The organism is Rhizomicrobium sp., from assembly GCA_037200985.1.
GTDB lineage: Bacteria > Pseudomonadota > Alphaproteobacteria > Micropepsales > Micropepsaceae > Rhizomicrobium.
Window position 1 is genome coordinate 4,000,101 of sequence record JBBCGJ010000001.1, and the last position, 20,097, is coordinate 4,020,197.

Genomic DNA, 20,097 nt, shown 5'->3' on the forward strand with positions numbered 1-20,097 from the left:
CGCTCGCCCTTTCGTTATCGCCGGCTGACCGACCTCAGGTTTCGGCAGTGGGAGCTGCCACATCCGCAACGGAGGAAGTCGTCGCTTCCACGTCGGCCGCCGACCTGGGCGCTCTCGGAACCCTGTTGAGTTTCCTGACGGCTTTCGCCGCGACCTTCGCCTCATCGGCTTCAATCAGCTCGCGCTTGATGACCTGCGTCTCGATGATATTTCGAACGTCATCGATATCGGGATTGATTCCGTCCGCAAGTTTGCGCAGTTCACGGCGGACCATGCCGACGACCGGATCGGACAGGAGAAGCTGTGCGATGGAATATTTGCTCATGGCCTGTTTGGCCTTGAACATTTGCGACATCGAATCGGGCGTGAACACCTCGCGACTCAAGCCGCCGAAGAGATCGAACAGCTCCTCTTCCTTTAAATTGCTCGTACAGATGTCGACGTCCAGCACGAGGGTGCCGGCGATGGGCTTGTTGAAATTGACCTTGTAGGCCTGCCAGCGCGCGCCGTTGGTCAGAACGACCCAATCGGCGGGAAGATTTGCCGCGTAGTTCACGATCTGGGTGACGTGCACTTCCTTTAATTCGATATTGATCGCCTTGACCTCCACCAGAAAGCGGAAGGCATTGCCGACTTTTACGGCGAGATCGGCGAATGTGCCTTTGATCGCCTTCTCCGAGGTGATCTCCTCGATTTTCTTGTAGCCGAAGACATCGCATAGAATGTCCATCGCGAGATGAGCGGTGTCGGCCTCATTGATGTCGCGCTTGCGCGCATCGATTACGGTTGCCTGATATCGCTTAAGCTGCTGAGCGACTCGGCCCTGGACCTTTGCAGGAATTTTGATCGACATCTTCCACCCCGATAGAAGCCCTATTGGGGTAGACTACAGGTTGTGGCGCGCGAGTAAAAGGACGCCAACGAGAGTCAATCGAACAGGCTCGACACGCTCTCTTCGTGGTTGATCCGCCGCATCGCCTCGCCGATCAGGGGGGCGATGGAGATGCGCCTGATGTTGGGGCATTTGCGCTGCTCCTCGGTGGCGGCGATGGAATCGGTCACCACCATCGATTTGAGCTTCGATCCCGCGATGCGCGCCACCGCGCCGCCCGACAGCACGCCATGGGTCGCATAGGCGCAGACGTCCTTGGCGCCGTTCTTGAGCAGCGCCTCCGCCGCGTTGCAGATCGTGCCGCCCGAATCCACGATGTCGTCGATCAGGATGCAGCTTCGCCCCCGCACGTCGCCGATGATGTTCATCACCTCCGATTCGCCGGCCCGCTCGCGCCGCTTGTCGACGATGGCGAGTTCGGTGCCCAGCCTCTTGGCCAGCGCGCGCGCCCGCACCACGCCGCCGACGTCGGGCGACACCACCATGAGGTGATCGCCGGTGCCCAGATAGTCCTGGATGTCGCGCACCATCACCGGCATGGCGAACAAATTGTCGGTCGGGATGTCGAAGAAGCCCTGGATCTGCCCGGCATGGAGATCGACGGTGAGCACGCGGTTGGCGCCCGCCTCGGTGATCAGGTTCGCCACCAGCTTGGCCGAGATGGGGGTGCGCGGGCCGACCTTGCGATCCTGCCGGGCATAGCCGAAATAGGGCAGCACCGCCGTGATGCGCCGCGCCGAGGCGCGCCGGAGCGCATCGATGATGATCAAGAGCTCCATCAGGTTGTCGTTGGCCGGGAAGCTGGTCGACTGGACGACGAAGATGTCCTCGCCGCGGACGTTCTCCTCGATCTCGACGAACACTTCCATGTCGGCGAAGCGGCGCACCGTCGCCTTGGTGGAGGGCAGCTTCAGGAAAGCCGCGATCGATTTGGCCAGTTCGGGGTTGGAGTTGCCCGCCAGCAGCTTCATTCCCGTCGATCCGTTCGGTTCGGTCATGAAAGCGGCCCCGCGCATGTGATGTTTTGATGACGGGCTTGTAGCAAGTGACATCGAAGATGTCATCCCGGACGCGCAGCGTAGCGGAGCGATCCGGGATCCAGAACACCGAATCGCGGGAAGTGTCAGCGCAGCACGATCGCCGATATTTCGCGTCCGTAATCGGGTTCCTTGGCGTGGGTGGCGCGGCGGAAGCTGAAAAAATCGGCGCCGCGCGCATAAGTGCAGGCGCCGAGCGCGTCGACGTTGTCCACACCGGCCCGCCTCAGCCGCGCCGCCGCGAAACCTTCCAGGTCGAAGCGGTGATGGGCGTCGCGGTCGCTGGGGATGAAGAACCTCGTATTGCCCGCGTCGGCGGCGGCGAATCGCGCCGCGAATTCCGGTCCGACCTCGTAATTCGCCTGCGAGATGCAGGGGCCGATGGCGGCGGCGATCCGGCCGCGCCGCGCCCCCAGCGCCTCCATCGCGTCCAGCGTCGCCTCCAGCACGCCGCCGAGCGCGCCCGTCCATCCCGCATGCGCCGCGCCGATCACCCGGGCCTCGGCATCCGCGAACAGCACCGGCGCGCAATCGGCGGTCAGGATGCCGAGCGCGATCCCGGGTGTCGCCGTCACCATCGCATCGGCTTCGGGGCTTTGCGCCAAATCCCAAGCCGCCGACACGCAAACGACTTTCGCGCTATGGATCTGGCTCAGGGTGACGATCTGCGCTCCGCCGAGTGCGTCGGCGACGCGGCGGCGGTTCTGCACCGCGGCGCCCCAGCCGTCCTTCTCGCCGGCCAGCCTGCTGAAACCGCAATTCAACGACTCGTAGATTCCGGTGGAAACGCCGCCGGTCCGCCCGAAGAAACCGTGCGCGATGCCGGGTAGGTCGGTGAGGTTGGAGGACGTGAGCGTAAGCATCTTTACAACCAATCCGTCATCGCCCGGCTTGTCCGGGCGACCCAATTTTCTATCTCGGCCGGCGTCATCGTTTTCGGATACCACGTCTCGGCCAGGTCGTTCCAATCGGGATTGTCCGTGCGGATCAGGTTGATCTTCCACGCACGGGGCCATTTCTTGATTCGTTTCTCGCGCTGGATGGCAGCGTGCGCCTCGGCATGTTCCTCGAGGTAGACGAGCGTCTTCACGTCGTACTTCTTGGTGAAGCCATCGAACCGTCCTTCGCGATGCTGAAAGACCCGTGCTTCGACGTCGCTTGTCACGCCTGTATAAAGCGTGCCCCATGGCTTGCTGGCCATGATGTAGACCCAGAAGCGCTTGATCATCGAGATTGCCCGCCGACAGCGGCGTATTATAGCAAAGACGAAATTGGATCGCCCGCATGCGCGGCGATAACGATCATATTTTTATCTCAAAGAAATCTCGTCATCGCCGGGCTTGTCGGGCGACCCATTTTTCTTTCTTCTTGGGGCCAAATTGGATCCCCCGGATCGCTCGCTGCGCTCGCGACCGGAGGATGACGGGATTTGTCAAAACCCCGCCGGTGTCGGCGCGCCCTTCGGCACGATCGCCAGCGCCTTGAACAGCCTACCCATCTGCTCGGGCAGGATCAGCCGCTCCAATTGCCGCCGCACCTCCGGCGCCTCGCTCGGATGGCCGGTCCAGCGGCCGCGCCGCGCCAATCTCTCGGCCCGCGCGACGATGCCGAGCGCCGTCAGGAACGCGCCCTGTTCCACCGGGCCGCTGGCGCTCGCGCCGCCGCGCACCGCCGCCTCGGCGAGCGCGTTGAAATCGACATGCGCCGACAGATCGCGCGTGCCCGGCGCGTCCAGCACATCGGCGAAGGCGTGCCCCGCCACCGCCTGCAGCGTTTCCCCGAACCCCGGCGCGTCATAGCCGTAATCGACGATCAGCGCCGCGCCGCCCTGCGCCGCGATCCGATGCCCGATCTCCTCCGCCACCGCCGCGCCCGCCGGCGAGATCTCGTGGACGCCGCCCGGCGGCGTGTCGTCGCGGCCCGGCGGCGTGGACGGCAAAGCCACCGGCGACAGCGCGAAGGCGAGCGCGCCCTCCGCGTCAACCGTCACCATCCGCTCGCACCAGCCGCGCGCGGTCTTCACATATTGATGGATCGGCAGCGCATCGAAGAACTCGTTGGCGATGAGGAACAGCGGCCGGTCCGCCGGCACCGCGTCGAAGCTCGCGACCGACCGGATCGGAACGTCGATGTGCGCGAGCGCCGCCTGCTGGATCGTCTCCAGCACCGGGCTCGCCTCGACCAGCACGACGTCGATCTGGCCGCGCAAATCCGGCACCAGCTTGAGCGCCCGCAGCACGTCGCCCATCAGCGTGCCGCGTCCCGGCCCCAGTTCGACCAGCAGCGGCCGCGCCGGCCGGCCCTGGTCGGTCCAGGCCTGCGCCAGCCACAGTCCGATGAGTTCGCCGAACATCTGGCTGATTTCCGGCGCGGTGATGAAATCGACGCGCAGCGGATCGCGCGTCGCATAATAGCCGTCCTTCGGATCGAGCAGCGCCATGGTCATGAACTGCGCGATCGTCATCGGCCCCTGGGCGTCGATCGCGACCGCGATGCGCGCGCCGAGCGCCGTCATGCGCGTCCGTTTGCGTGTGGCTTCAGCGCCGCCCACAGGAAATAGCCGGCCGCGATCCACAGCGGGATCGACAGCGCCATGCCCATGCTGAACCAGCCGATGAACGGCCCGTCCGGCTCGCGCCAGAACTCGACCACGAAGCGGAACACGCCATAGCCGGCGAAGAACAATCCGGTCAGCAGGCCCGGCCGCTCGTTCGCCTTGTAGACGCGCAGCGCGACCTGCAGGATCGCGAACAGCACGAGGCCTTCGAGGAACGCCTCGTAGAGCTGGCTCGGATGGCGCGCGATGGGCCCGGCCGGGCAGACTCCATGGATCGCCTCGATATATTTGTTGCAGAACACCATCGCCCAGGGCACGTCGGTCGGCTTGCCCCACAATTCGCCGTTGACGAAATTGGCGATGCGGCCGAAGAACAACCCGATCGGCGCCACCACCGCGATCATGTCGGCGACCGGGAAAAGCTGCAGCTTGTTTTTGCGGCAGAACAGCCAGATCGCCACTGCCACGCCGGCGAGCCCGCCGTGGAAGGACATCCCGCCCTCCCAGATCGTGATCAGGTGCATCGGGTGATAGAGAAAGCCGAGCGGCAGCGGCGGCCCGCCCGCCACATGGCACATCGCCGTCTCCGGCGACGCCGCGCACAGCGCGATGCCGTAGAACAGGATCCAGCCCAGCCGCCCGCCCAGGATCACGCCGAAGGTCGCCCACACCACCAGGTCGCCGATCTGCTCGGCGGTGATCGGCGCCTTGCCGGCGAAGGTCGGGTTCGTCCACAGCCCGCGTTCCCGCGTCGTCCGCGACGCCGCCCACCAGCCGAACAGCAGGCCCGCGATATAGGAGATCGCGTACCAGCGGATGGCGAGCGGCCCCAGCTGGACCAGGATGGGGTCGATGGCGGGATAGGGCAGCAGGGCCGGAATCATGGGCGAACCACGTCTGTTTCGCGCGTTCCTGTCAAGCGTCGCGCCTTGTCGGACTTCGCTCGAAGCGCCATATCAGTTTCCTCCCCCGCGTTTGCGGGGGAGGTGCCGAGCGAAGCGAGGCGGAGGGGGTCGTCGTTCCCCCCCCACCGCTTCGCGGTCCCCCTCCCCCGCAAACGCGGGGGAGGAAAGATGTTTATCGGAGGCTTGCATGGCTCAGACCGACAACCCGTTCCTCGACGGCATGGCCCGTCTCTTCACCGACGCGGCCGGCGCGGCCAAGAGCGTGCGCGACGAGATCGACACCTTCGTGAAGCACCGGCTGGAAAAGCTGGTCGCCGACATGGATTTCGTGCCGCGCGAGGAGTTCGAGGCGGTCAAGGCAATGGCCGCCAAGGCCCGCGCCGAGAACGAGGCGCTCGCAGCGAGGATCGCGGCGCTGGAGTCGAAAGCGGCGCCGCCTGCCGCCACCGCATAACCGTCATCGCCCGCTTCATGCGGGCGACCCATTTTTCTCGCCGCTCCAAGATGGATCACCCGCATGCGCGGGTGATGACGAGTGTGGGCAAAGGGCGATATCCCCCGATTCAAATCGCCGCATCCCGAACCCTGTGGATGCCCCGGACTGTCCAGAGTCTGTTGGAGTCGGACTCTTGTGCCGCCACAAAATCTTGTGCCAGTTTGATTCACGACTGCTTCGCGTTGCGTCGCGGTCGTATCCGGAGCACGCGATGACCGTCATTCACCACGACGAGGCCCCCGCCGCCATCCATCCGATCGACATGCTCGAACGGGCGGTCGAGGAGAACGGCTGGGCGTTCGAGCGCGCCGGACGCGACGAGCTCAACCTCTCCGTCGCCGGGCGCTGGAGCGACCATCATTTCAGCTTTTCCTGGCGCGAGGATCTGCAATCGCTGCATCTGTCCAGCGCCTTCGACATGCGCATCACGGACGGCACGCGCCGCAGCAACGTCGCCGATCTCTTGATGTACGTGAACGCGCGGCTGTGGATCGGTCATTTCGACCTGTGGCCCGAGGACGGCACCATCGTCTTCCGCCATGCGATGATCTTCCCCGACGCGCGCGCCTCCGCTTCGCAATGCGAGGCGCTGCTGAATCTCGCGCTCGAATCCTGCGAGCATTATTATCCGGCCTTCCAGTTCGTGCTGTGGGGCGGCAAGACCGCCGAGGAGGCCGTCGCCGCCGCGGTGCTGGAGTGCGCGGGGCAGGCGTGAGCCCGATCCTCCTGATCGGTGCCGGGCGCATGGGTTCGGCGCTCCTGAAGGGCTGGTCGGCGCGGGGGCTCGGCCCCGTGATCGCGGTCGAACCGTCGCCGTCGCCGGCGCTGAAAACCCTCGCGAAGAAGAACCGCATCGCGCTGTTCGCGAGCGTCGCGCAGCTCGACACCGTCCGCGCGCGAGCCTGCGTCGTCGCGCTGAAGCCGCAAGTTTTGAAGACCGAGGCCGCCGCGCTCGTCCCGCTGGCGCGCAGCGGCGCGCTGATGATCTCCATCGCCGCCGGCACGACGATGGGCGCGATGCGCAAGGCCTGGGGGCCGCGCACCCGCATCGTCCGCGCCATGCCCAACACGCCCGGCGCCATCGGCCGCGGCATCACCGCGCTCTGCGCCGCCAAGGGCGTCACGGCACAGGACAAGGCGCTCGCCAGGAGCCTGCTGTCGGCCTTGGGCGAGACCATGTGGGTGACGCGCGAATCCGACATGGACACCGTGACCGCCGTCTCCGGCTCCGGTCCCGCCTATGTCTTCCTGCTGGTCGAGTCCCTGGCCGACGCCGCGCGGGCCGAAGGCCTGCCGCGTGCCCTCGCTGAAAATCTCGCCCGCGCGACGGTGGCCGGCTCCGGTGCCTTGCTCGACGCCGATCCGTCCGCGCCCGAAGCGCTTCGCCGCGCCGTCACCAGCCCCGGCGGGACGACCGAAGCGGCATTGGAAGTGCTGATGGCAAAGAACGGTCTTGCACCGCTGATGCGCAAGGCCATCGCCGCAGCCCGCAAGCGCGCCAGAGAACTCGGACAATAGCGATTCGCGCTGCCCGTCCATCCGGCGCGCACTCGCGCGCCAAAGATTCACGCGGAGCCGCGGAGAACGCGGAGTTTTTCCTGAATCTCCGCGTTCTCCGCGGCTCCGCGTGAATCACATCGCGCTTCGCGCGATGGGGGTTGCTACACCGGCAACCTTATCGTCGCCCGCAATCCGCCCATCGGGCTCTTGTCCAGGATGATGTCTCCGCCATGCGCCCGAGCGATATCCCGCGCGATCGCCAAGCCCAAGCCGGACCCGCCGGTCTGCAGGTTGCGCCCCTCATCGAGCCGGTGGAACGGACGGAACGCCTCCTCGCGCCGCTCGGCGGGAATGCCCGGCCCGTCATCGTCGACGACGAGCCGCGCGAAACGGTCGTCGCGCGCCACCGTCACCTTCGCCTGTCGCCCGTATTTCAGCGCGTTCTCGATCAAATTGGTCAGGCAGCGGCGCAGCGCCTTGCGCTTGACGTCGAGCAGGATTGGCCCCGGCGCCTCGACCGAGACATTCGCCTGCTCCATGCCGAGCGCTCCGGCGCAGGCCGCCGCCGCGTCGCGCGCCAGATCGCTCAAATCTTCCGGCGTCGACTGCTCGCCGCCCTCGCCGCGCGCGAAGTCGAGATATTCGTTCAGCATGTATTCCATCTCGGCGATGTCGCCGCGCAGCGCCTGGATGTCCGGGCTCTCCTCCATCATCGCGAGCTGCAGCTTCATGCGCGACAAGGGCGTCTTCATGTCGTGGCTGATGCCCGCCAGCATCTCGGTGCGCTGGCCGACATGGCGCTCGATGCGCTGGCGCATGGTGAGGAAGGCCTGCGCCGCGCGCCTGACCTCGGTCGCGCCATAGGGCTTGAAGTCCGGCACGGCGCGGCCCTTGCCGAACGCCTCCGAGGCCAGCGCCAGCCGCTCGATCGGCCGCACCTGGTTCCTCAGGAACAGGATCGCGATGGCGAGCAGGATCAGCGAACACCCGGCCATCAGTCCGATGAAGATGTCGGGGCTCGTCACCGTCACGCGGCTGCGCGGCACCAGCATCTGCAGCACGCCGTCATGCACCTCGATCCTTATGTCGATGGTGCGGTCGCCGCTCGACACCTCGAAATGCCGCTTGACCGCGATCTGCGCCACCACATCGTCCAGCGCCCGGTCGATGGTGCTGCGCCGCTGCCGCGCCGGCGGCTCGATCTGCCGGCCCGGCAGGAAGACGACCGGATAGTCCAGCATGCGGGCGGCCAGCGCCCGCAGCCGCACCCGCTCCGCCGGCGGGCTGGTGTCCTCGATCGCCACCAGGAACGCGGCGTCGGCGGCGATGTCGCGCGCCATCCAATGCGTGGTGGTGTCGAGGTGCCGCTCGAAGAAGACATAGGTCATCACGCCTAGCAGCAACACCATCGGCATGCCGATGATCAGCAGCGATCGCCAGAACAGCCCGCGCGGCAGGACGCGCTTCACATAGCGGAACGGATCGTAGCGCGCGAGATCAGCTGACACGGTCGGGCACCAGGACATAGCCGACGCCGCGCACCGTCTGCAGATAGAGCGGCAGCTTGGGGTCTTCCTCGATCTTGCGGCGCAGCCGCGTCACCTGCACGTCGATCGAGCGTTCCAGCGCCACGCCCAGCCGCGTGCACAGGTCGCTGCGGGAAAAGCTGCGCCCCGCATTCGCCGCGAACAGCTTGAGCAGTGCGCTTTCCGAGCTCGTCAGGTGCACCGGCTTGCCCTTGCGGCGAAGCTGGCCGCGCTCGGGATCGTAGACCGCCTCGCCCATCCGCACTTCCGCATGCGCGTTCGCAGCCGGCGGGCCGGCGCGGCGCAGCAGCGCGTTGACGCGCAGCACCAGCTCGCGCGGCTCGAACGGCTTGGGCAGGTAGTCGTCGGCGCCCAGTTCGAGGCCCGCGATGCGGTCCTCCGCCTCCGCCTTGGCGGTCAGCATCAGGATCGGCACGGTGGAATTCTCGCGGACGGATTTGGTGAGGTCGAAGCCGGATTCGCCCGGCATCATCACGTCCAGCACCAGAAGGTCGAAGGCGAAGCTTTTCATCAGGGCGCGCGCTCCGGCGGCATCCGCCGCCGCCGTCACGCGATAGCCGTTGGAGGTCAGATAGCGGTGCAGCAGCGTGCGCAGCCGCTCGTCGTCGTCCACGACAAGCAGGTGCGGGTCTTCCATCGAAGACTGGGCGGCGGTCATGGCAGCTATTCCCGATGCCTTGTTTGCATGCCCTTGTCCGGCGCTATAATACCGAGAAAGGACGCTAACCCCTTGCGATAACTAGGCTGAACCCGCCCTGCGGGCAAGGCCGGAGAGACCCCGATGGCCGACATCCTCCCCTTCGATCAGCGCGAGGGCCACCTCTGGTATGACGGCCATATGGTGAAATGGGGCGATGCGAAGACCCATGTCCTGACGCACGGCCTGCATTACGGCTCCTGCGTGTTCGAGGGCGAGCGCATCTATAACGGCCGCATCTACAAGCTGGAGGAGCATACCGCCCGCCTGTTCGCCTCCGCGAAAATCCTCGGCATGCACATCCCCTTCAGCCAGGAGGAGATCAACAAGGCCTGCATCGAATCCGCCGCAATCCAGGGCATCGTCGACGGCTATATCCGCCCCGTGGTGTTCCGCGGCAGCGAGCAGATGGCGGTCAGCGCCCAGAACAGCCACATCCATGTCGCGGTCGCCTGCTGGCAATGGCCGAGCTATTTCGATCCGAAGGAGAAGCTGAAGGGCATCCGCCTGACGATCTCCGACTGGAAGCGGCCGGCGCCCGACACCGCCCCGACCCAGGCCAAGGCCGCCGGCCTCTACATGATCTGCACGCTGTCCAAGCACGCCGCCGAAGCGGCCGGCTATGCCGATGCCTTGATGTACGACTATCGCGGCTATGTCGCCGAGGCGACGGGCGCCAACGTGTTCTTCGTGAAGGACGGGGAGCTGCACACGCCGACGCCGGATTGTTTCCTGAACGGCATCACGCGCCAGTCGGTGATCGAGCTTGCCAAGGCGCGCCAGATCCCGGTGAACGTCCGCCATATCGAGCCGAAGGAGCTGATCCATTTCACCGAATGCTTCATCACCGGCTCGGCGGCGGAAGTGACGCCCGTGAGCGAGATCGGTCCCTACCGGTTCAAGCCCGGCCAGATCAGCGAGACGCTGATGAACGACTATGCCGACGACGTGCGGGCGGAGAAGAGCCGCGTCGTGCTGCCGAAGGCGGGTTGACGGCCTTCAGGATTTCGGCGGCACCACGCCTCCCGGCGTCATCGCGTCAACCGCGTGCGGCAGCACCTCAGCCAGCTTCGCCGCCAGCTCCTGCGGCGTCATCCCCGCCTTGGCCGCAAGCTCGTTGATCGTCTGGTCGCCGAAGGTGCTCTGGACGTGCTGCGGCGTGATCGGCGTGTTCGGGCCTTCCTTGACCCAGGAGTTCACCGTCGCTCCCAGGCCCTGGGTCTGGAACTGGTTCACGATGCCTTGCACGCCGCCATGCTGCTGAATCAGGTTGTTCACGATCGGCACCATCGCCGCCCCGACCATGCTGCCGACCATGCTGTCCAGAAATCCCATGCCCATGCTCCTTCGTCGCTTCCCGGCGCCAGGATAGGCCGTCCGGGCGGCACAGGTACACAGGCTTGCCGCGCGGATTTCCGCCGCGGCGCCCCTGAAAGCCGCCTTTGGCGGCCGCCAGGGACGCACCCATTTAGCCTACGGGGCGTTGTCAGGTCTGGGAACTCTGTCAACTCAGATCTCCGCGACATCGAGCCGTGGATCACTCACGGACGAAGACATGGAGACTGCAGTCGTGCTGGTTGTCGAGAGCGAAGCGCTGATTCGGATGAGCGCCGTCCATATCGTGGAGGATGCGGGCTACCCGGCCCTCGGCGCCTCGAACGCCGACGAGGCGATCGCGATCCTGGACGCCCGCCGGGACATCCGCGCCGTCTTCACGGACATCCGCATGCCAGGCACGATGGACGGATTGCGGCTGGCGCATGCGATACGCCATCGCTGGCCGCCCATTCGCCTGCTGGTCACGTCGGGACTGAATGTGTCCCCCGACGAGGAATTCCCGCCGAATTGGCGGTTTATTCTCAAGCCCTACACCGCCGAACATGTCGCGGCCGCGTTGCACGACCTGCTCGGCTCGCATCCCGCGCCGCTGCGATTGGTCGCCGACAGTCGCCGGAACGATGGTAAGCTCGCGCGACGATAATGTATGGGCCGCGCACGGCCCGGACGATTTGCAGAATTTGTCCCGGGGTACGGCTTTCGCTTCGCGAGCCTCCGGTTCTCAGAAAGGGGTAGCCATGGCTCCCCACTCGACCGATGTGGCACGCAATCTCGCTTTGGCGGTCATCGCCTCATCGACCGCGCCTCTATTGCTGCTGGACGGCGACCTGACGCTGGTCGCCGCGAGCAAATCGTTCTGCCGGTCGTTCCAGGTCGATCCGGCGGGCATCGCGGGGCGCGCGCTGCACGAGCTCGGATCGGGCGAATGGGCGGTGCCTCAACTCATGGCCCTCCTCAAGGCGACGGCAGCCGGTTATGCCGAAGTCGACGGCTATGAGATCGACCTCAATCGCGCCGGCCGTGAGGGCCGCCGCCTCGTCCTGAACGCCAAGAAGCTCGACTACGGCAGCCCCGACGATATCCGGCTTCTCGTATCGGTCTCGGACGTCACCGAGGCCCGCATCGCCGAGAAGCTGAAGGACGAGATGCTGAAGGAGAAGGCGGTCCTCCTCCAGGAGCTTCAGCACCGCGTCGCCAACAGCCTGCAGATCATCGCCAGCGTGCTCCTGCAGAGCGCGCGCAAGGTGCAGTCCGACGAGACCCGAAGCCATCTGCACGATGCGCATCAGCGCGTCATGTCGGTGGCCGCGCTGCAGCAGCAGCTCGCCGCCTCCAAGGTGGGCGATGTCGAGCTCCGGCCCTATTTCATCGCCCTGTGCGCCAGCATCGGCGCCTCGATGATCCGCGATCACGCCCAGTTGGCGCTCGACGTGAACGTCGACGACAGCGTGACCAAGGCCGACGTCTCGGTCAGCCTCGGCCTGATCGTCACCGAATTGGTGATCAATGCGCTCAAGCATGCCTTTCCCGGCGATCGCGGCGGCAAGATCAAGGTCGACTACCAGTCCCACGGGCCGAACTGGGTGCTGAGCGTCACGGACAACGGAATCGGAATGCCGGCTGACGCGGTCGGCGCCAAGCCCGGTCTCGGCACCAACATCGTCCAGGCGCTGACCGCCCAGCTTCAGGCCACGGTCCAGATCGCCGACGCCAAACCGGGCACGGCGGTGACCGTGGCGCACACGCAGATTTCCGCCGTGCGGAACAGCGCGACGGCGGACCGCGCGCTATAGCTCAAGGCTGCCCGCCGCCGCCCGCCGCGCCGTAGATCTGACCCGTCGCATAGCTCGCATCGGCGGCCGCGAGCTGCACATAGATCGAAGCAAGTTCCGCCGGCTGGCCGGGCCGTCCCATCGGCGTCTGGCCGCCGAACTTCTCCAGCTTCTCCATCGTCGCGCCGCCCGAGACCTGCAGCGGCGTCCAGATCGGTCCCGGCGCCACGCCGTTGACGCGGATGCCCTTGGGCGCGAGCTGCTTGGCCAGCGATTTGACGTAGTTCATCGTCGCCGCCTTGGTCTGCGCATAGTCGTAGAGCTCGGGCGATGGGTCATAGGCCTGCTCCGACGCCGTGGCGATGATCGCCGATCCCGGCTTCAGATGCGGCAGCGCCGCCTTGATGATCCAGAACGGCGCGTAGATGTTGGTCTTCATCGTCGCGTCGAAATCCTCGGTCGTCACGTCCAGGATCGATTTGCGCGTCTGCTGCCGCGCCGCGTTGCACACCAGGATGTCGAGCCCGTCCAGCCCGCGCACCGCCTTCTCCACCAGCGCCTTGCAGAACGCCTCGTCGCGCAGATCGCCCGGGATCGAGAGCCCGATGCGTTTCTCGCGAAGGATGAGATCGATCACCTCGCGGGCATCCGCCTCTTCGGCCGCCAGATGGTTGATCGCGACATCGGCACCCTCGCGCGCGAAGGCGATCGCCGCCGCGCGGCCCATGCCGGAATCCCCGCCGGTGATCAGCGCCTTGCGCCCGGCGAGCCGTCCCGAGCCCTTGTAGCTCCTCTCGCCGTGATCGGGCGGCGGCTCCATCCTGCCGGCAAGGCCGGGCCAGGGCTGTTCCTGCTTCTTGAAGGGCGGCTTGGGATATTTGTCGTTCGGATTGCTATCGGACATGTGAACCTTCCGCGAATGACCCTGCTGGAACGGCTCAGGCCGGCGAAAAGTGCCGTGGAACTTCAGCGGTGCGAATAGACCAGCAGCACGGCGCCCGCGACCAGCAGCACGATCCCCGCCGCCTCGCGCGCCGTGGTCTTCTGGCGGAACACGATGTGGCTCACCATCTGCGCGAACAGCACGTCGATCAGCCCCAGCGTGCGCACGCTGGCGGCCGTCGCCAGCGCGAAGGCGAGAAACCAGAATTCGCTCGCCGCCGCCCCCATGAAGCCGGCGAACAGCGAAGGCCGCCACAGCCGGACGATCGCGCGCAGCACGGCAAAGTCGCGCACCGCCAGATAGAGCGTCAGGATCGCCGCCTGCGCCACCAGCCCCACCGCCAGGGTGAAGGTCGCCGGCATCACATAGCCGGGCATGTGCAGCGAAAGGATCGCGCCGCGATAGCCGATGGCCGAGACCGCGAACATCGCGCCGGCCGACAGGCCGTAGAGCGCCGAATGGATCCCGCCGCCTTCCGCGATGCGCCCGCGCAGCGAGATGAGGACCACGCCCACCGTCGCGATCACGATCGCCGCGCCCATCCCGAGGGTCAAAGGGTCGTGCAGGAAGGCCAGTCCCAGCCCCGCCACGAACAGCGGCTCGGTCTTCAGATACGCCACCGTCACCACGAAGGAGCGCTCGGTCATGGTCTTGAGCATCAGCGCGGTGCCGCCGATCTGGGTCAGCGCCCCCGCCAGCACCCAGAGCCAGAACGCCGCATTCGTCGCGGGCAGGGCTGTGTGGGTGAAAAGCGATGCCGCCGTCAGGAAGATGAGCGCGAAGGGAAAGCCGAACAGGAACCGCACATGCGTGGCGCCGACCGAGCCCAGGCTCGCCGTCAGCTCGCGCTGCATGGCGTTGCGCGCCGTCTGGCCGGCGGCCGCGACGACGGTGAAAAGCACCCAAAGGAAATTCATGTCTTGCGCCAGCGCCCCGCCGCCGCATCGTCGGAAGGCTTGGCCTCGACCCAATCCGCCGCGCCGCCGCGCTCTTCCTGCTTCCAGAACGGGGCGCGGGTCTTCAGGTAATCCATCAGGAACTGGCAGGCCTCGAAGGCGCTGCCGCGATGTGCGGCCGCGACCGCAACCAGCACGATCCGCTCGCCGACCTCGAGCCGCCCGACGCGGTGGATGACGGTGATGCCGCCGAGCGTCCAGCGCCCCTCAGCCTCCCGCGCGATGCGCGCGATCTCGCGCTCCGTCATGCCAGGGTAATGTTCGAGCGTCAGCGCCGTCAGCCCGTCGCCGCCGCGCACCAGGCCGACGAAGCTCGCCACCGCGCCGGTCCCGTCGCCGCTCAGCGCCTCGATCTCGTCGTTGAGGTCGAAGTCTTCGTCCTGGATGTGGATATTGACGATCATCCGCCGGTCACCGGCGGAAAGAACGCCACTTCGTCGCCCGCGGCCAGGATGGCGTCCATCCCGGCATGGTTCTGGTTGACCGCGGCGCGCAGCCGGCGCAGGTCGCCGAATGCCTCGCCATAGCCGCCGCCGCGCGCCCGCAGCATCGCGGCCAGGTCGCCCACCGTGCGCAGGGCCGGCGTGTGCTCGATGGTTTCCTCGGTGCGCCCCGTCTTCTGCCGGACCCAGGCGAAGTAGAGGACGTTCATGTCGGCTTGCGGCTGTCCGCGATATGCGCGAAGGCCACGACGACATGGTCGACGAGATAAAGGACGGCGCTCGCCACCGCGAGCCAGAACAGCGTCATCGTCACCGGCAGTCCGCGGACCGGCTGCGCGCTGCCGCCGGCCACCGCTTCGATGATGATCGCCGCCTGCGCCACCAGATAGACCGCGATGCGCAGCCGCGCCGAGAAGCGCACGCCGACCGGCCGCCCCGCCTGCTGCGCGAAGACCCGCAGATAGGGCGGAATGAACTCGCAGATATAGATGACGATGAAGCCCCACACCGGCAGCCAGTGATTGCCCAGGAACACGACGAACAGCGTCAGGCAGAAGATCGCGATGGAGGCGCGGCCCAGGGCGGCGAAGGCGCGGGGCCAAGCCTCGCCGCTGCGTTGGAATCCGAACAGCGCCATCGCGCTGACGCAGGCGGTCAGGACGAGAGCGACGGCCAGCGCCAGCCGGTTGTCGGTCAGCAGCAACAGGCCCGCCGCCGGCGCCAGCAGCGCCGGAACGGTCGGATAGTAGCGGGCCAGGGTCGGATGCAAGGTGCGGAACCGTCTTGTGTCGCGCCAGCCTAACCCGGCGGGGCGCGATTCTCTATGACGTTTCCTGCAGGACCGAACATCAGCGCCTCGTGGCGCATCAATTCCGCGAAATCGCCATGGAAATATCCCGCCTTCGCCCGCCACAGCCGCGACAGCCGGTATTGTTCCAGGTCGTGGAGGCGCGAGATCAGCAGCGTCTTGCCGGCGCGGTGCACGTCTTCGCTCGCGCGCCGGATGCGGTCGGCGCTCCCCCACCAGCGGACCGCGATGCCGTCGATCTGGGGCATCTCGGTCAGGGGCACGAAGCGCGGAACCACCTGGTCCGGCGCAAGGACCATGGCCTTGCCACCGCTCACATACTCGCTGTGCAGCGTGACCGTCAGGTCCGGGCGCATCGCCTTCACCCGGCTCGCCAGCTTGAGCGAGAACCCGTCGATCCAGTATCGCCCCGCGAAATCGCGGTCGAGCAGGCCCAGCAGCCGCTCGATCGCCCCTCGGCCGCGTCCGACCTTCAGCTCGATGGCCAGGAACACGGAGGCTGGCACCAGCGCCGGCAGATCCTCCACTCGAATCAAGGCGGTTCCGGCCGCGTCGATGGCCCGCGCGTCCAGGCTGTCGAAGATGCGGCGGGGATGGCGGAAATAGAGATCGCTGCGCCCGTCGGCGAAATTCCAGCACACATCGCCTTCGAAGACATGCGTCACCTCGGGGAAGGCGGCGGCGGCGCGGCCGGCCGCGGCCAGCGCGGCGCGGTCGTTCAGGGCGCGATGATGGATATAGCCATAGGTCCCGAAGCGGGAGAACGGCATGCCTCAGCGGCCCGCCGGCTGCGGCCCGAGCACGCTCAGCGTGTAGTCGACGAAGGAATAGGCGGTGACAAGAACGGCGATGGTCAGCATCGCCGAGCGGAGAACGGCGAAGGTTTCGGGATGGGCGGTGCCGAACAGGGCGAAGAAGCCGACGATGCTGAGCTGCGCCGCGGCCTGCGCCACGGCCTTCCACTTGCCGCTGTCGCGCGCCCCCAGCGTCTGCTGGCGCGCCTCGGCGAATTCGCGCAAATGCGAGACGGCGACGTCGCGGATCAGGATCACCGCCAGCATCCACATCGGCATCCAGCCGATGGCGAGGAAGGCGATGAAGATCGACCCGCGATAGAGCCCGTCCGCCATGGGATCGAGGATCTTGCCGACCTTGGTCACCTGCCGCGCCGACCGGGCGACATAGCCGTCCAGGGCGTCCGAGATCTCGGCCAGGATCATCAGTCCCAGCACGGCCCAGATCGAGCCCGCCATCGGATAGGCCAGCAACAACAGGCAGAGCGGCCCGGCCACGAATCGATAGCCGGTGATCGCATTGGGCAATGTCCACAATTCCCGCGCCATGCGCCGGCAACCTTCTCTGCTGCGTGCGGCCGCGAGCTTAGACGAATTCCATCGGCGGTGATAGAAACCGCGACAAGAGGACATCCCGCTTGCCCGACGCCATGCTCCCGCTGTCCCGCCTGTCGCCGAGCCGGGCGGCCCGGTTCCGTTTCGTCCTGAGCGACATCGACGACACGCTGACCGAGGACGGAAATCTTTCGGCCGCGACCTACCGCCAGCTGGAAAAGCTGGGCGACAGCGGCCGCAAGGTGATCCTGGTCACCGGGCGCCCGGCCGGCTGGTGCGATCTCATCGCGCGCTTCTGGCCGGTCGACGCCGTGGTCGGCGAGAACGGCGCGTTCTATTTCCTCTACGACCGGGCGGGACGGAAGATGATCCGCCGCTTCCACCGCAGCGAGGCCGAGCGCGCGGTCGACACGGCGCGGCTGAAGAAGATGTTCGCGAAATTGCGCAAGGAATTTCCCGGCATCGAACTCGCCGCCGACCAGGCCTTCCGCATCAGCGACATCGCCATCGACGTCTGCGAGGACCGCGCGCCTCTGCCGGCCGAGACGGTGGCGCGCCTCATCGCGCGGCTGGAGGCGATGGGCGCGACGGTGAAGCTCAGCTCGATCCACATCAACGCCTGGATCGGCGATTTCGACAAGCTGGGAATGATCCGGCAATTGCTGCGCGGCGTGTATCGGCTGAGCGATACCGAAATGCAGCGCGCCTGCGTCTATCTCGGCGATTCCCCGAACGACGAGCCGATGTTCGCCCATTTCGAGAATTCGATTGGCGTGGCGAACATCCGCGCCTTCGCGTCCCGGATGAAATCCCTGCCGCGCCACGTCACGCGAAAGCCCGGTGGCCGTGGCTTCGCCGAATTCGCCAGGCTGGCGCTGCGGCCCGGCACCTAAACGGTATCATGGCCCGCAGTCGCGGGCCATGACAGTGTTGGGTGTGGCGGCAGTGCGCTCACCCGCTCGGATGGAAGAAGTCATAGATCTTCTTCGCCATATTTCCGCTGACGCCCTCGACCGTCTCGATATCGCTGATCCCCGCCGCCGCCACCGCGCGGGCCGAGCCGAAATGCTGCAGCAATGCCCGTTTCCGCGCCGCGCCGATGCCGGCGATTTCGTCCAGCGGGCTCGCTCCGATCGCCTTGCTCCGCTTCTTGCGATGGCTGCCGATGGCGAAGCGGTGCGCCTCGTCGCGCAGGCGCTGCAAATAATAGAGCACCGGGTCTTTCGGATCGAGGCGGAACGGCTCCTTGCCCGGCAGGTAGAAATGCTCGCGCCCCGCGTCGCGGTCCGGGCCCTTGGAGATGCCGACCAGCGCCACGTCCTCCACGCCCAGATCGGCGAACACCTGGCAGGCGATGGCAAGCTGCCCCGGCCCGCCGTCGATCAGCGCGATGTCGGGCCATTTGGTCTTGGGATCGTCGCCTTCCTTCACCAGCCGCGCGAAGCGCCGCGTCAGCACCTCGCGCATCATCCCGTAGTCGTCGCCGGGCGTGAGCTCGGTCGATTTGATGTTGAACTTGCGGTACTCGCCTTTTTCGAAGCCCTCCGGCCCGGCGACGATCATGCCGCCCAGCGCATTGGTCCCCATGATGTGCGAATTGTCGTAGACCTCGATCCGCTTGGGCGGCTGTTCCAGGCCGAAGACGTTCGCCACGCCTTCCAGCAATTCGCGCTGCGCCGAATTCTCCGCCATGCGGCGTCCGAGCTGCTCGCGGGCATTGGTGAGCGCCATCTCGACGATCTCGCGCTTCTCGCCGCGCTGCGGCACCGAAATCTCGATCCGGCGTTCCGCGCGCAAGCTCAGCGCCTCGGCCAGCAGGTCGTCATTGGGGATCGCATGGCTGAGCAGCACCAGCGCCGGCGCGGTGCGATCGTCATAGAACTGGCCGATGAAGGCCTCCAGAACCTCGCCTTCACTCTCCTCTATCCCGGAGCGCGGGAAATAGGGCTTGTTGCCCCAGTTCTGCCCGGCGCGGAAGAAGAACACCTGCACGCAGGTCTCGCCGCCCTGGGTGTGGAGCGCGAACACGTCGGCGTCCGAGAAGGTCGAGGGATTGATCCCCTGGTTGAGCTGGATATGGCTCATGGCGCGGATGCGGTCGCGCAGGCGCGCCGCCTCCTCGAACTTGGTCTCCTCCGCCGCGCGGGTCATCTCGCGCACCAGAAGGTCCTGCACCGCGCGGCTCTTGCCGGTGAGGAACTGCTCGGCCTCGCTGACCAGCTCGGAATAGCCCGCCCGGTCGATCCGCCCGACGCAGGGCGCGCTGCAGCGCTTGATCTGGAACAGAAGGCAGGGCCGGGTGCGCGACTCGAACACCGAATCCGAGCACGACCGCAGAAGGAAGGCGCGCTGCAGCGTGTTGAGCGTGTTCGTCACCGCCTTGGCGCTGGCGAAGGGCCCGAAATAGCTGCCCGCGGTCGATTTGGCGCCGCGATGCTTGAGGAGCTGCGGATAGTCGTGATCCTCGCGCAGCAGGATGTTCGGGAAGGACTTGTCGTCGCGATAGGAGACGTTGTAGCGCGGCTTGAGCTGCTTGATCAGGTTGGATTCGAGCAGCAGCGCCTCGATCTCGCTCTTCGTGGTGACGAACAGCATCTCGGCGGTATCGGCGATCATCCGCGTCAGCCGGTCCGAATGCGGCCGGCCGCTGGCATAGGCCGCGACCCGCTTCTTCAGGCTCTTGGCCTTGCCGACATAGAGCACGTCGCCCTTGGCATCGAGCATGCGGTAGACGCCCGGCGCGTCCGGCAGCGTCTTCAGATAGGCCGCGATGCGCTCGGCGCCTTTGAGGGGCGCGGCCGAGGATGTCTGATCGGAATCCATGTCACGGATATAATAGCGGATTTCCATCCGGCAC

General features: G+C 66.5%; 24 protein-coding genes. 7 read left to right on the forward strand and 17 right to left on the reverse strand.

What is annotated here, in order from left to right; all coding sequences use genetic code 11:
• Nucleotides 1–34: 34 nt before the first annotated feature.
• The 6 genes from WDN01_19820 to lgt form a co-directional block, all read right to left on the reverse strand.
• Entirely contained in the window at nt 35–853 is an 819-nt protein-coding gene (locus WDN01_19820; GenBank protein MEJ0028280.1) for a type I restriction enzyme HsdR N-terminal domain-containing protein, read from the reverse strand.
• A 74-nt stretch (nt 854–927) separates the two neighbouring features.
• Nucleotides 928–1,890, reverse strand: coding sequence for a ribose-phosphate pyrophosphokinase (locus WDN01_19825; GenBank protein MEJ0028281.1), 963 nt, complete (start codon nt 1,888–1,890; stop codon nt 928–930).
• Nucleotides 1,891–2,015: 125 nt separating this feature from the next.
• Nucleotides 2,016–2,792: a peptidoglycan editing factor PgeF gene (pgeF, locus tag WDN01_19830; protein ID MEJ0028282.1), complete on the reverse strand. Its 777-nt coding sequence runs from the start codon at nt 2,790–2,792 to the stop codon at nt 2,016–2,018.
• Between the two features lie 2 nt (nt 2,793–2,794).
• The gene (locus WDN01_19835) at nt 2,795–3,157 is read right to left on the reverse strand and encodes a GIY-YIG nuclease family protein (GenBank protein MEJ0028283.1); all 363 of its coding nucleotides are present in this window, start codon (nt 3,155–3,157) and stop codon (nt 2,795–2,797) included.
• 204 nt (nt 3,158–3,361) lie between these two features.
• Nucleotides 3,362–4,444 (reverse strand): SAM-dependent methyltransferase, encoded by a 1,083-nt coding sequence (locus WDN01_19840; protein MEJ0028284.1) that lies wholly within the window; start codon nt 4,442–4,444, stop codon nt 3,362–3,364.
• Entirely contained in the window at nt 4,441–5,370 is a 930-nt protein-coding gene (lgt, locus tag WDN01_19845; protein MEJ0028285.1) for a prolipoprotein diacylglyceryl transferase, read from the reverse strand. Before lgt ends, WDN01_19840 begins: the two co-directional genes overlap by 4 nt.
• 208 nt (nt 5,371–5,578) lie before the next feature.
• On the opposite strand from lgt, the gene WDN01_19850 reads away from it, so the two are divergent.
• The 3 genes from WDN01_19850 to proC all read left to right on the forward strand — a co-directional run bounded on the left by WDN01_19850 (nt 5,579) and on the right by proC (nt 7,405).
• Nucleotides 5,579–5,845 carry an accessory factor UbiK family protein gene (locus WDN01_19850; protein ID MEJ0028286.1) on the forward strand — a complete coding sequence of 89 codons (267 nt, stop codon included), beginning with the start codon at nt 5,579–5,581 and terminating at the stop codon, nt 5,843–5,845.
• A 253-nt stretch (nt 5,846–6,098) separates the two neighbouring features.
• Nucleotides 6,099–6,602: a YbjN domain-containing protein gene (locus WDN01_19855; GenBank protein MEJ0028287.1), complete on the forward strand. Its 504-nt coding sequence runs from the start codon at nt 6,099–6,101 to the stop codon at nt 6,600–6,602.
• A complete protein-coding gene (gene proC, locus WDN01_19860) occupies nt 6,599–7,405 on the forward strand; it encodes a pyrroline-5-carboxylate reductase (protein ID MEJ0028288.1) in 807 nt (268 codons plus the stop codon). Before WDN01_19855 ends, proC begins: the two co-directional genes overlap by 4 nt.
• A gap of 143 nt (nt 7,406–7,548) precedes the next feature.
• Here the strand turns inward: proC and WDN01_19865 are convergent, their stop codons facing one another.
• Both WDN01_19865 and WDN01_19870 read right to left on the reverse strand, forming a co-directional pair.
• The gene (locus WDN01_19865) at nt 7,549–8,895 is read right to left on the reverse strand and encodes an ATP-binding protein (GenBank protein MEJ0028289.1); all 1,347 of its coding nucleotides are present in this window, start codon (nt 8,893–8,895) and stop codon (nt 7,549–7,551) included.
• Nucleotides 8,885–9,592, reverse strand: a complete 708-nt coding sequence (locus WDN01_19870; protein MEJ0028290.1) for a response regulator — start codon at nt 9,590–9,592, stop codon at nt 8,885–8,887. Before WDN01_19870 ends, WDN01_19865 begins: the two co-directional genes overlap by 11 nt.
• A 123-nt stretch (nt 9,593–9,715) precedes the next feature.
• Between WDN01_19870 and WDN01_19875 the strand changes: the two genes are divergently transcribed.
• Nucleotides 9,716–10,624: a branched-chain amino acid aminotransferase gene (locus tag WDN01_19875; protein MEJ0028291.1), complete on the forward strand. Its 909-nt coding sequence runs from the start codon at nt 9,716–9,718 to the stop codon at nt 10,622–10,624.
• Nucleotides 10,625–10,630: 6 nt separating this feature from the next.
• Here the strand turns inward: WDN01_19875 and WDN01_19880 are convergent, their stop codons facing one another.
• On the reverse strand, nt 10,631–10,966 hold the full coding sequence (locus tag WDN01_19880; GenBank protein ID MEJ0028292.1) for a YidB family protein: 336 nt from the start codon (nt 10,964–10,966) through the stop codon (nt 10,631–10,633).
• Nucleotides 10,967–11,186: 220 nt separating this feature from the next.
• Here WDN01_19880 and WDN01_19885 point away from each other — a divergent pair, with 220 nt between their 5' ends.
• Entirely contained in the window at nt 11,187–11,612 is a 426-nt protein-coding gene (locus WDN01_19885; GenBank protein MEJ0028293.1) for a response regulator, read from the forward strand.
• Between the two features lie 94 nt (nt 11,613–11,706).
• The gene (locus WDN01_19890) at nt 11,707–12,762 is read left to right on the forward strand and encodes a sensor histidine kinase (protein MEJ0028294.1); all 1,056 of its coding nucleotides are present in this window, start codon (nt 11,707–11,709) and stop codon (nt 12,760–12,762) included.
• 1 nt (nt 12,763) lies between these two features.
• On the opposite strand, the gene WDN01_19895 is transcribed toward WDN01_19890, so the two are convergent.
• The 7 genes from WDN01_19895 to pgsA form a co-directional block, all read right to left on the reverse strand.
• A complete protein-coding gene (locus WDN01_19895; GenBank protein MEJ0028295.1) occupies nt 12,764–13,645 on the reverse strand; it encodes an SDR family oxidoreductase in 882 nt (293 codons plus the stop codon).
• A 62-nt stretch (nt 13,646–13,707) separates the two neighbouring features.
• On the reverse strand, nt 13,708–14,601 hold the full coding sequence (locus WDN01_19900) for a DMT family transporter (GenBank protein MEJ0028296.1): 894 nt from the start codon (nt 14,599–14,601) through the stop codon (nt 13,708–13,710).
• Nucleotides 14,598–15,044: a molybdenum cofactor biosynthesis protein MoaE gene (locus WDN01_19905; GenBank protein ID MEJ0028297.1), complete on the reverse strand. Its 447-nt coding sequence runs from the start codon at nt 15,042–15,044 to the stop codon at nt 14,598–14,600. Before WDN01_19905 ends, WDN01_19900 begins: the two co-directional genes overlap by 4 nt.
• Nucleotides 15,041–15,292, reverse strand: coding sequence for a molybdopterin converting factor subunit 1 (gene moaD, locus WDN01_19910; protein MEJ0028298.1), 252 nt, complete (start codon nt 15,290–15,292; stop codon nt 15,041–15,043). Before moaD ends, WDN01_19905 begins: the two co-directional genes overlap by 4 nt.
• Nucleotides 15,289–15,852, reverse strand: coding sequence for a hypothetical protein (locus tag WDN01_19915; GenBank protein MEJ0028299.1), 564 nt, complete (start codon nt 15,850–15,852; stop codon nt 15,289–15,291). The genes moaD and WDN01_19915 overlap by 4 nt, the downstream gene beginning before the upstream one ends.
• 29 nt (nt 15,853–15,881) lie before the next feature.
• Nucleotides 15,882–16,661: a hypothetical protein gene (locus tag WDN01_19920; GenBank protein ID MEJ0028300.1), complete on the reverse strand. Its 780-nt coding sequence runs from the start codon at nt 16,659–16,661 to the stop codon at nt 15,882–15,884.
• A gap of 3 nt (nt 16,662–16,664) precedes the next feature.
• Nucleotides 16,665–17,234 (reverse strand): CDP-diacylglycerol--glycerol-3-phosphate 3-phosphatidyltransferase, encoded by a 570-nt coding sequence (gene pgsA, locus WDN01_19925; protein ID MEJ0028301.1) that lies wholly within the window; start codon nt 17,232–17,234, stop codon nt 16,665–16,667.
• 89 nt (nt 17,235–17,323) lie between these two features.
• Here pgsA and WDN01_19930 point away from each other — a divergent pair, with 89 nt between their 5' ends.
• Complete coding sequence (locus tag WDN01_19930; GenBank protein ID MEJ0028302.1) at nt 17,324–18,133, forward strand: HAD-IIB family hydrolase; 810 nt, start codon at nt 17,324–17,326, stop codon at nt 18,131–18,133.
• Nucleotides 18,134–18,191: 58 nt separating this feature from the next.
• Here the strand turns inward: WDN01_19930 and uvrC are convergent, their stop codons facing one another.
• Complete coding sequence (gene uvrC, locus WDN01_19935; protein ID MEJ0028303.1) at nt 18,192–20,090, reverse strand: excinuclease ABC subunit UvrC; 1,899 nt, start codon at nt 20,088–20,090, stop codon at nt 18,192–18,194.
• Nucleotides 20,091–20,097: the final 7 nt, after the last annotated feature.

Bases quoted from the DNA above. Each gene is read 5' to 3' on its own strand.
- WDN01_19820 (MEJ0028280.1), bottom strand. From the start codon at position 853: ATGTCGATCAAAATTCCTGCAAAGGTCCAGGGCCGAGTCGCTCAGCAG.
- WDN01_19825 (MEJ0028281.1), bottom strand. From the start codon at position 1,890: ATGACCGAACCGAACGGATCGACGGGAATGAAGCTGCTGGCGGGCAAC.
- pgeF (MEJ0028282.1), bottom strand. From the start codon at position 2,792: ATGCTTACGCTCACGTCCTCCAACCTCACCGACCTACCCGGCATCGCG.
- WDN01_19835 (MEJ0028283.1), bottom strand. From the start codon at position 3,157: ATGATCAAGCGCTTCTGGGTCTACATCATGGCCAGCAAGCCATGGGGC.
- WDN01_19840 (MEJ0028284.1), bottom strand. From the start codon at position 4,444: ATGACGGCGCTCGGCGCGCGCATCGCGGTCGCGATCGACGCCCAGGGG.
- lgt (MEJ0028285.1), bottom strand. From the start codon at position 5,370: ATGATTCCGGCCCTGCTGCCCTATCCCGCCATCGACCCCATCCTGGTC.
- WDN01_19850 (MEJ0028286.1), top strand. From the start codon at position 5,579: ATGGCTCAGACCGACAACCCGTTCCTCGACGGCATGGCCCGTCTCTTC.
- WDN01_19855 (MEJ0028287.1), top strand. From the start codon at position 6,099: ATGACCGTCATTCACCACGACGAGGCCCCCGCCGCCATCCATCCGATC.
- WDN01_19870 (MEJ0028290.1), bottom strand. From the start codon at position 9,592: ATGACCGCCGCCCAGTCTTCGATGGAAGACCCGCACCTGCTTGTCGTG.
- WDN01_19875 (MEJ0028291.1), top strand. From the start codon at position 9,716: ATGGCCGACATCCTCCCCTTCGATCAGCGCGAGGGCCACCTCTGGTAT.
- WDN01_19880 (MEJ0028292.1), bottom strand. From the start codon at position 10,966: ATGGGATTTCTGGACAGCATGGTCGGCAGCATGGTCGGGGCGGCGATG.
- WDN01_19885 (MEJ0028293.1), top strand. From the start codon at position 11,187: ATGGAGACTGCAGTCGTGCTGGTTGTCGAGAGCGAAGCGCTGATTCGG.
- WDN01_19890 (MEJ0028294.1), top strand. From the start codon at position 11,707: ATGGCTCCCCACTCGACCGATGTGGCACGCAATCTCGCTTTGGCGGTC.
- WDN01_19895 (MEJ0028295.1), bottom strand. From the start codon at position 13,645: ATGTCCGATAGCAATCCGAACGACAAATATCCCAAGCCGCCCTTCAAG.
- WDN01_19900 (MEJ0028296.1), bottom strand. From the start codon at position 14,601: ATGAATTTCCTTTGGGTGCTTTTCACCGTCGTCGCGGCCGCCGGCCAG.
- WDN01_19905 (MEJ0028297.1), bottom strand. From the start codon at position 15,044: ATGATCGTCAATATCCACATCCAGGACGAAGACTTCGACCTCAACGAC.
- moaD (MEJ0028298.1), bottom strand. From the start codon at position 15,292: ATGAACGTCCTCTACTTCGCCTGGGTCCGGCAGAAGACGGGGCGCACC.
- WDN01_19920 (MEJ0028300.1), bottom strand. From the start codon at position 16,661: ATGCCGTTCTCCCGCTTCGGGACCTATGGCTATATCCATCATCGCGCC.
- pgsA (MEJ0028301.1), bottom strand. From the start codon at position 17,234: ATGGCGCGGGAATTGTGGACATTGCCCAATGCGATCACCGGCTATCGA.
- uvrC (MEJ0028303.1), bottom strand. From the start codon at position 20,090: ATGGAAATCCGCTATTATATCCGTGACATGGATTCCGATCAGACATCC.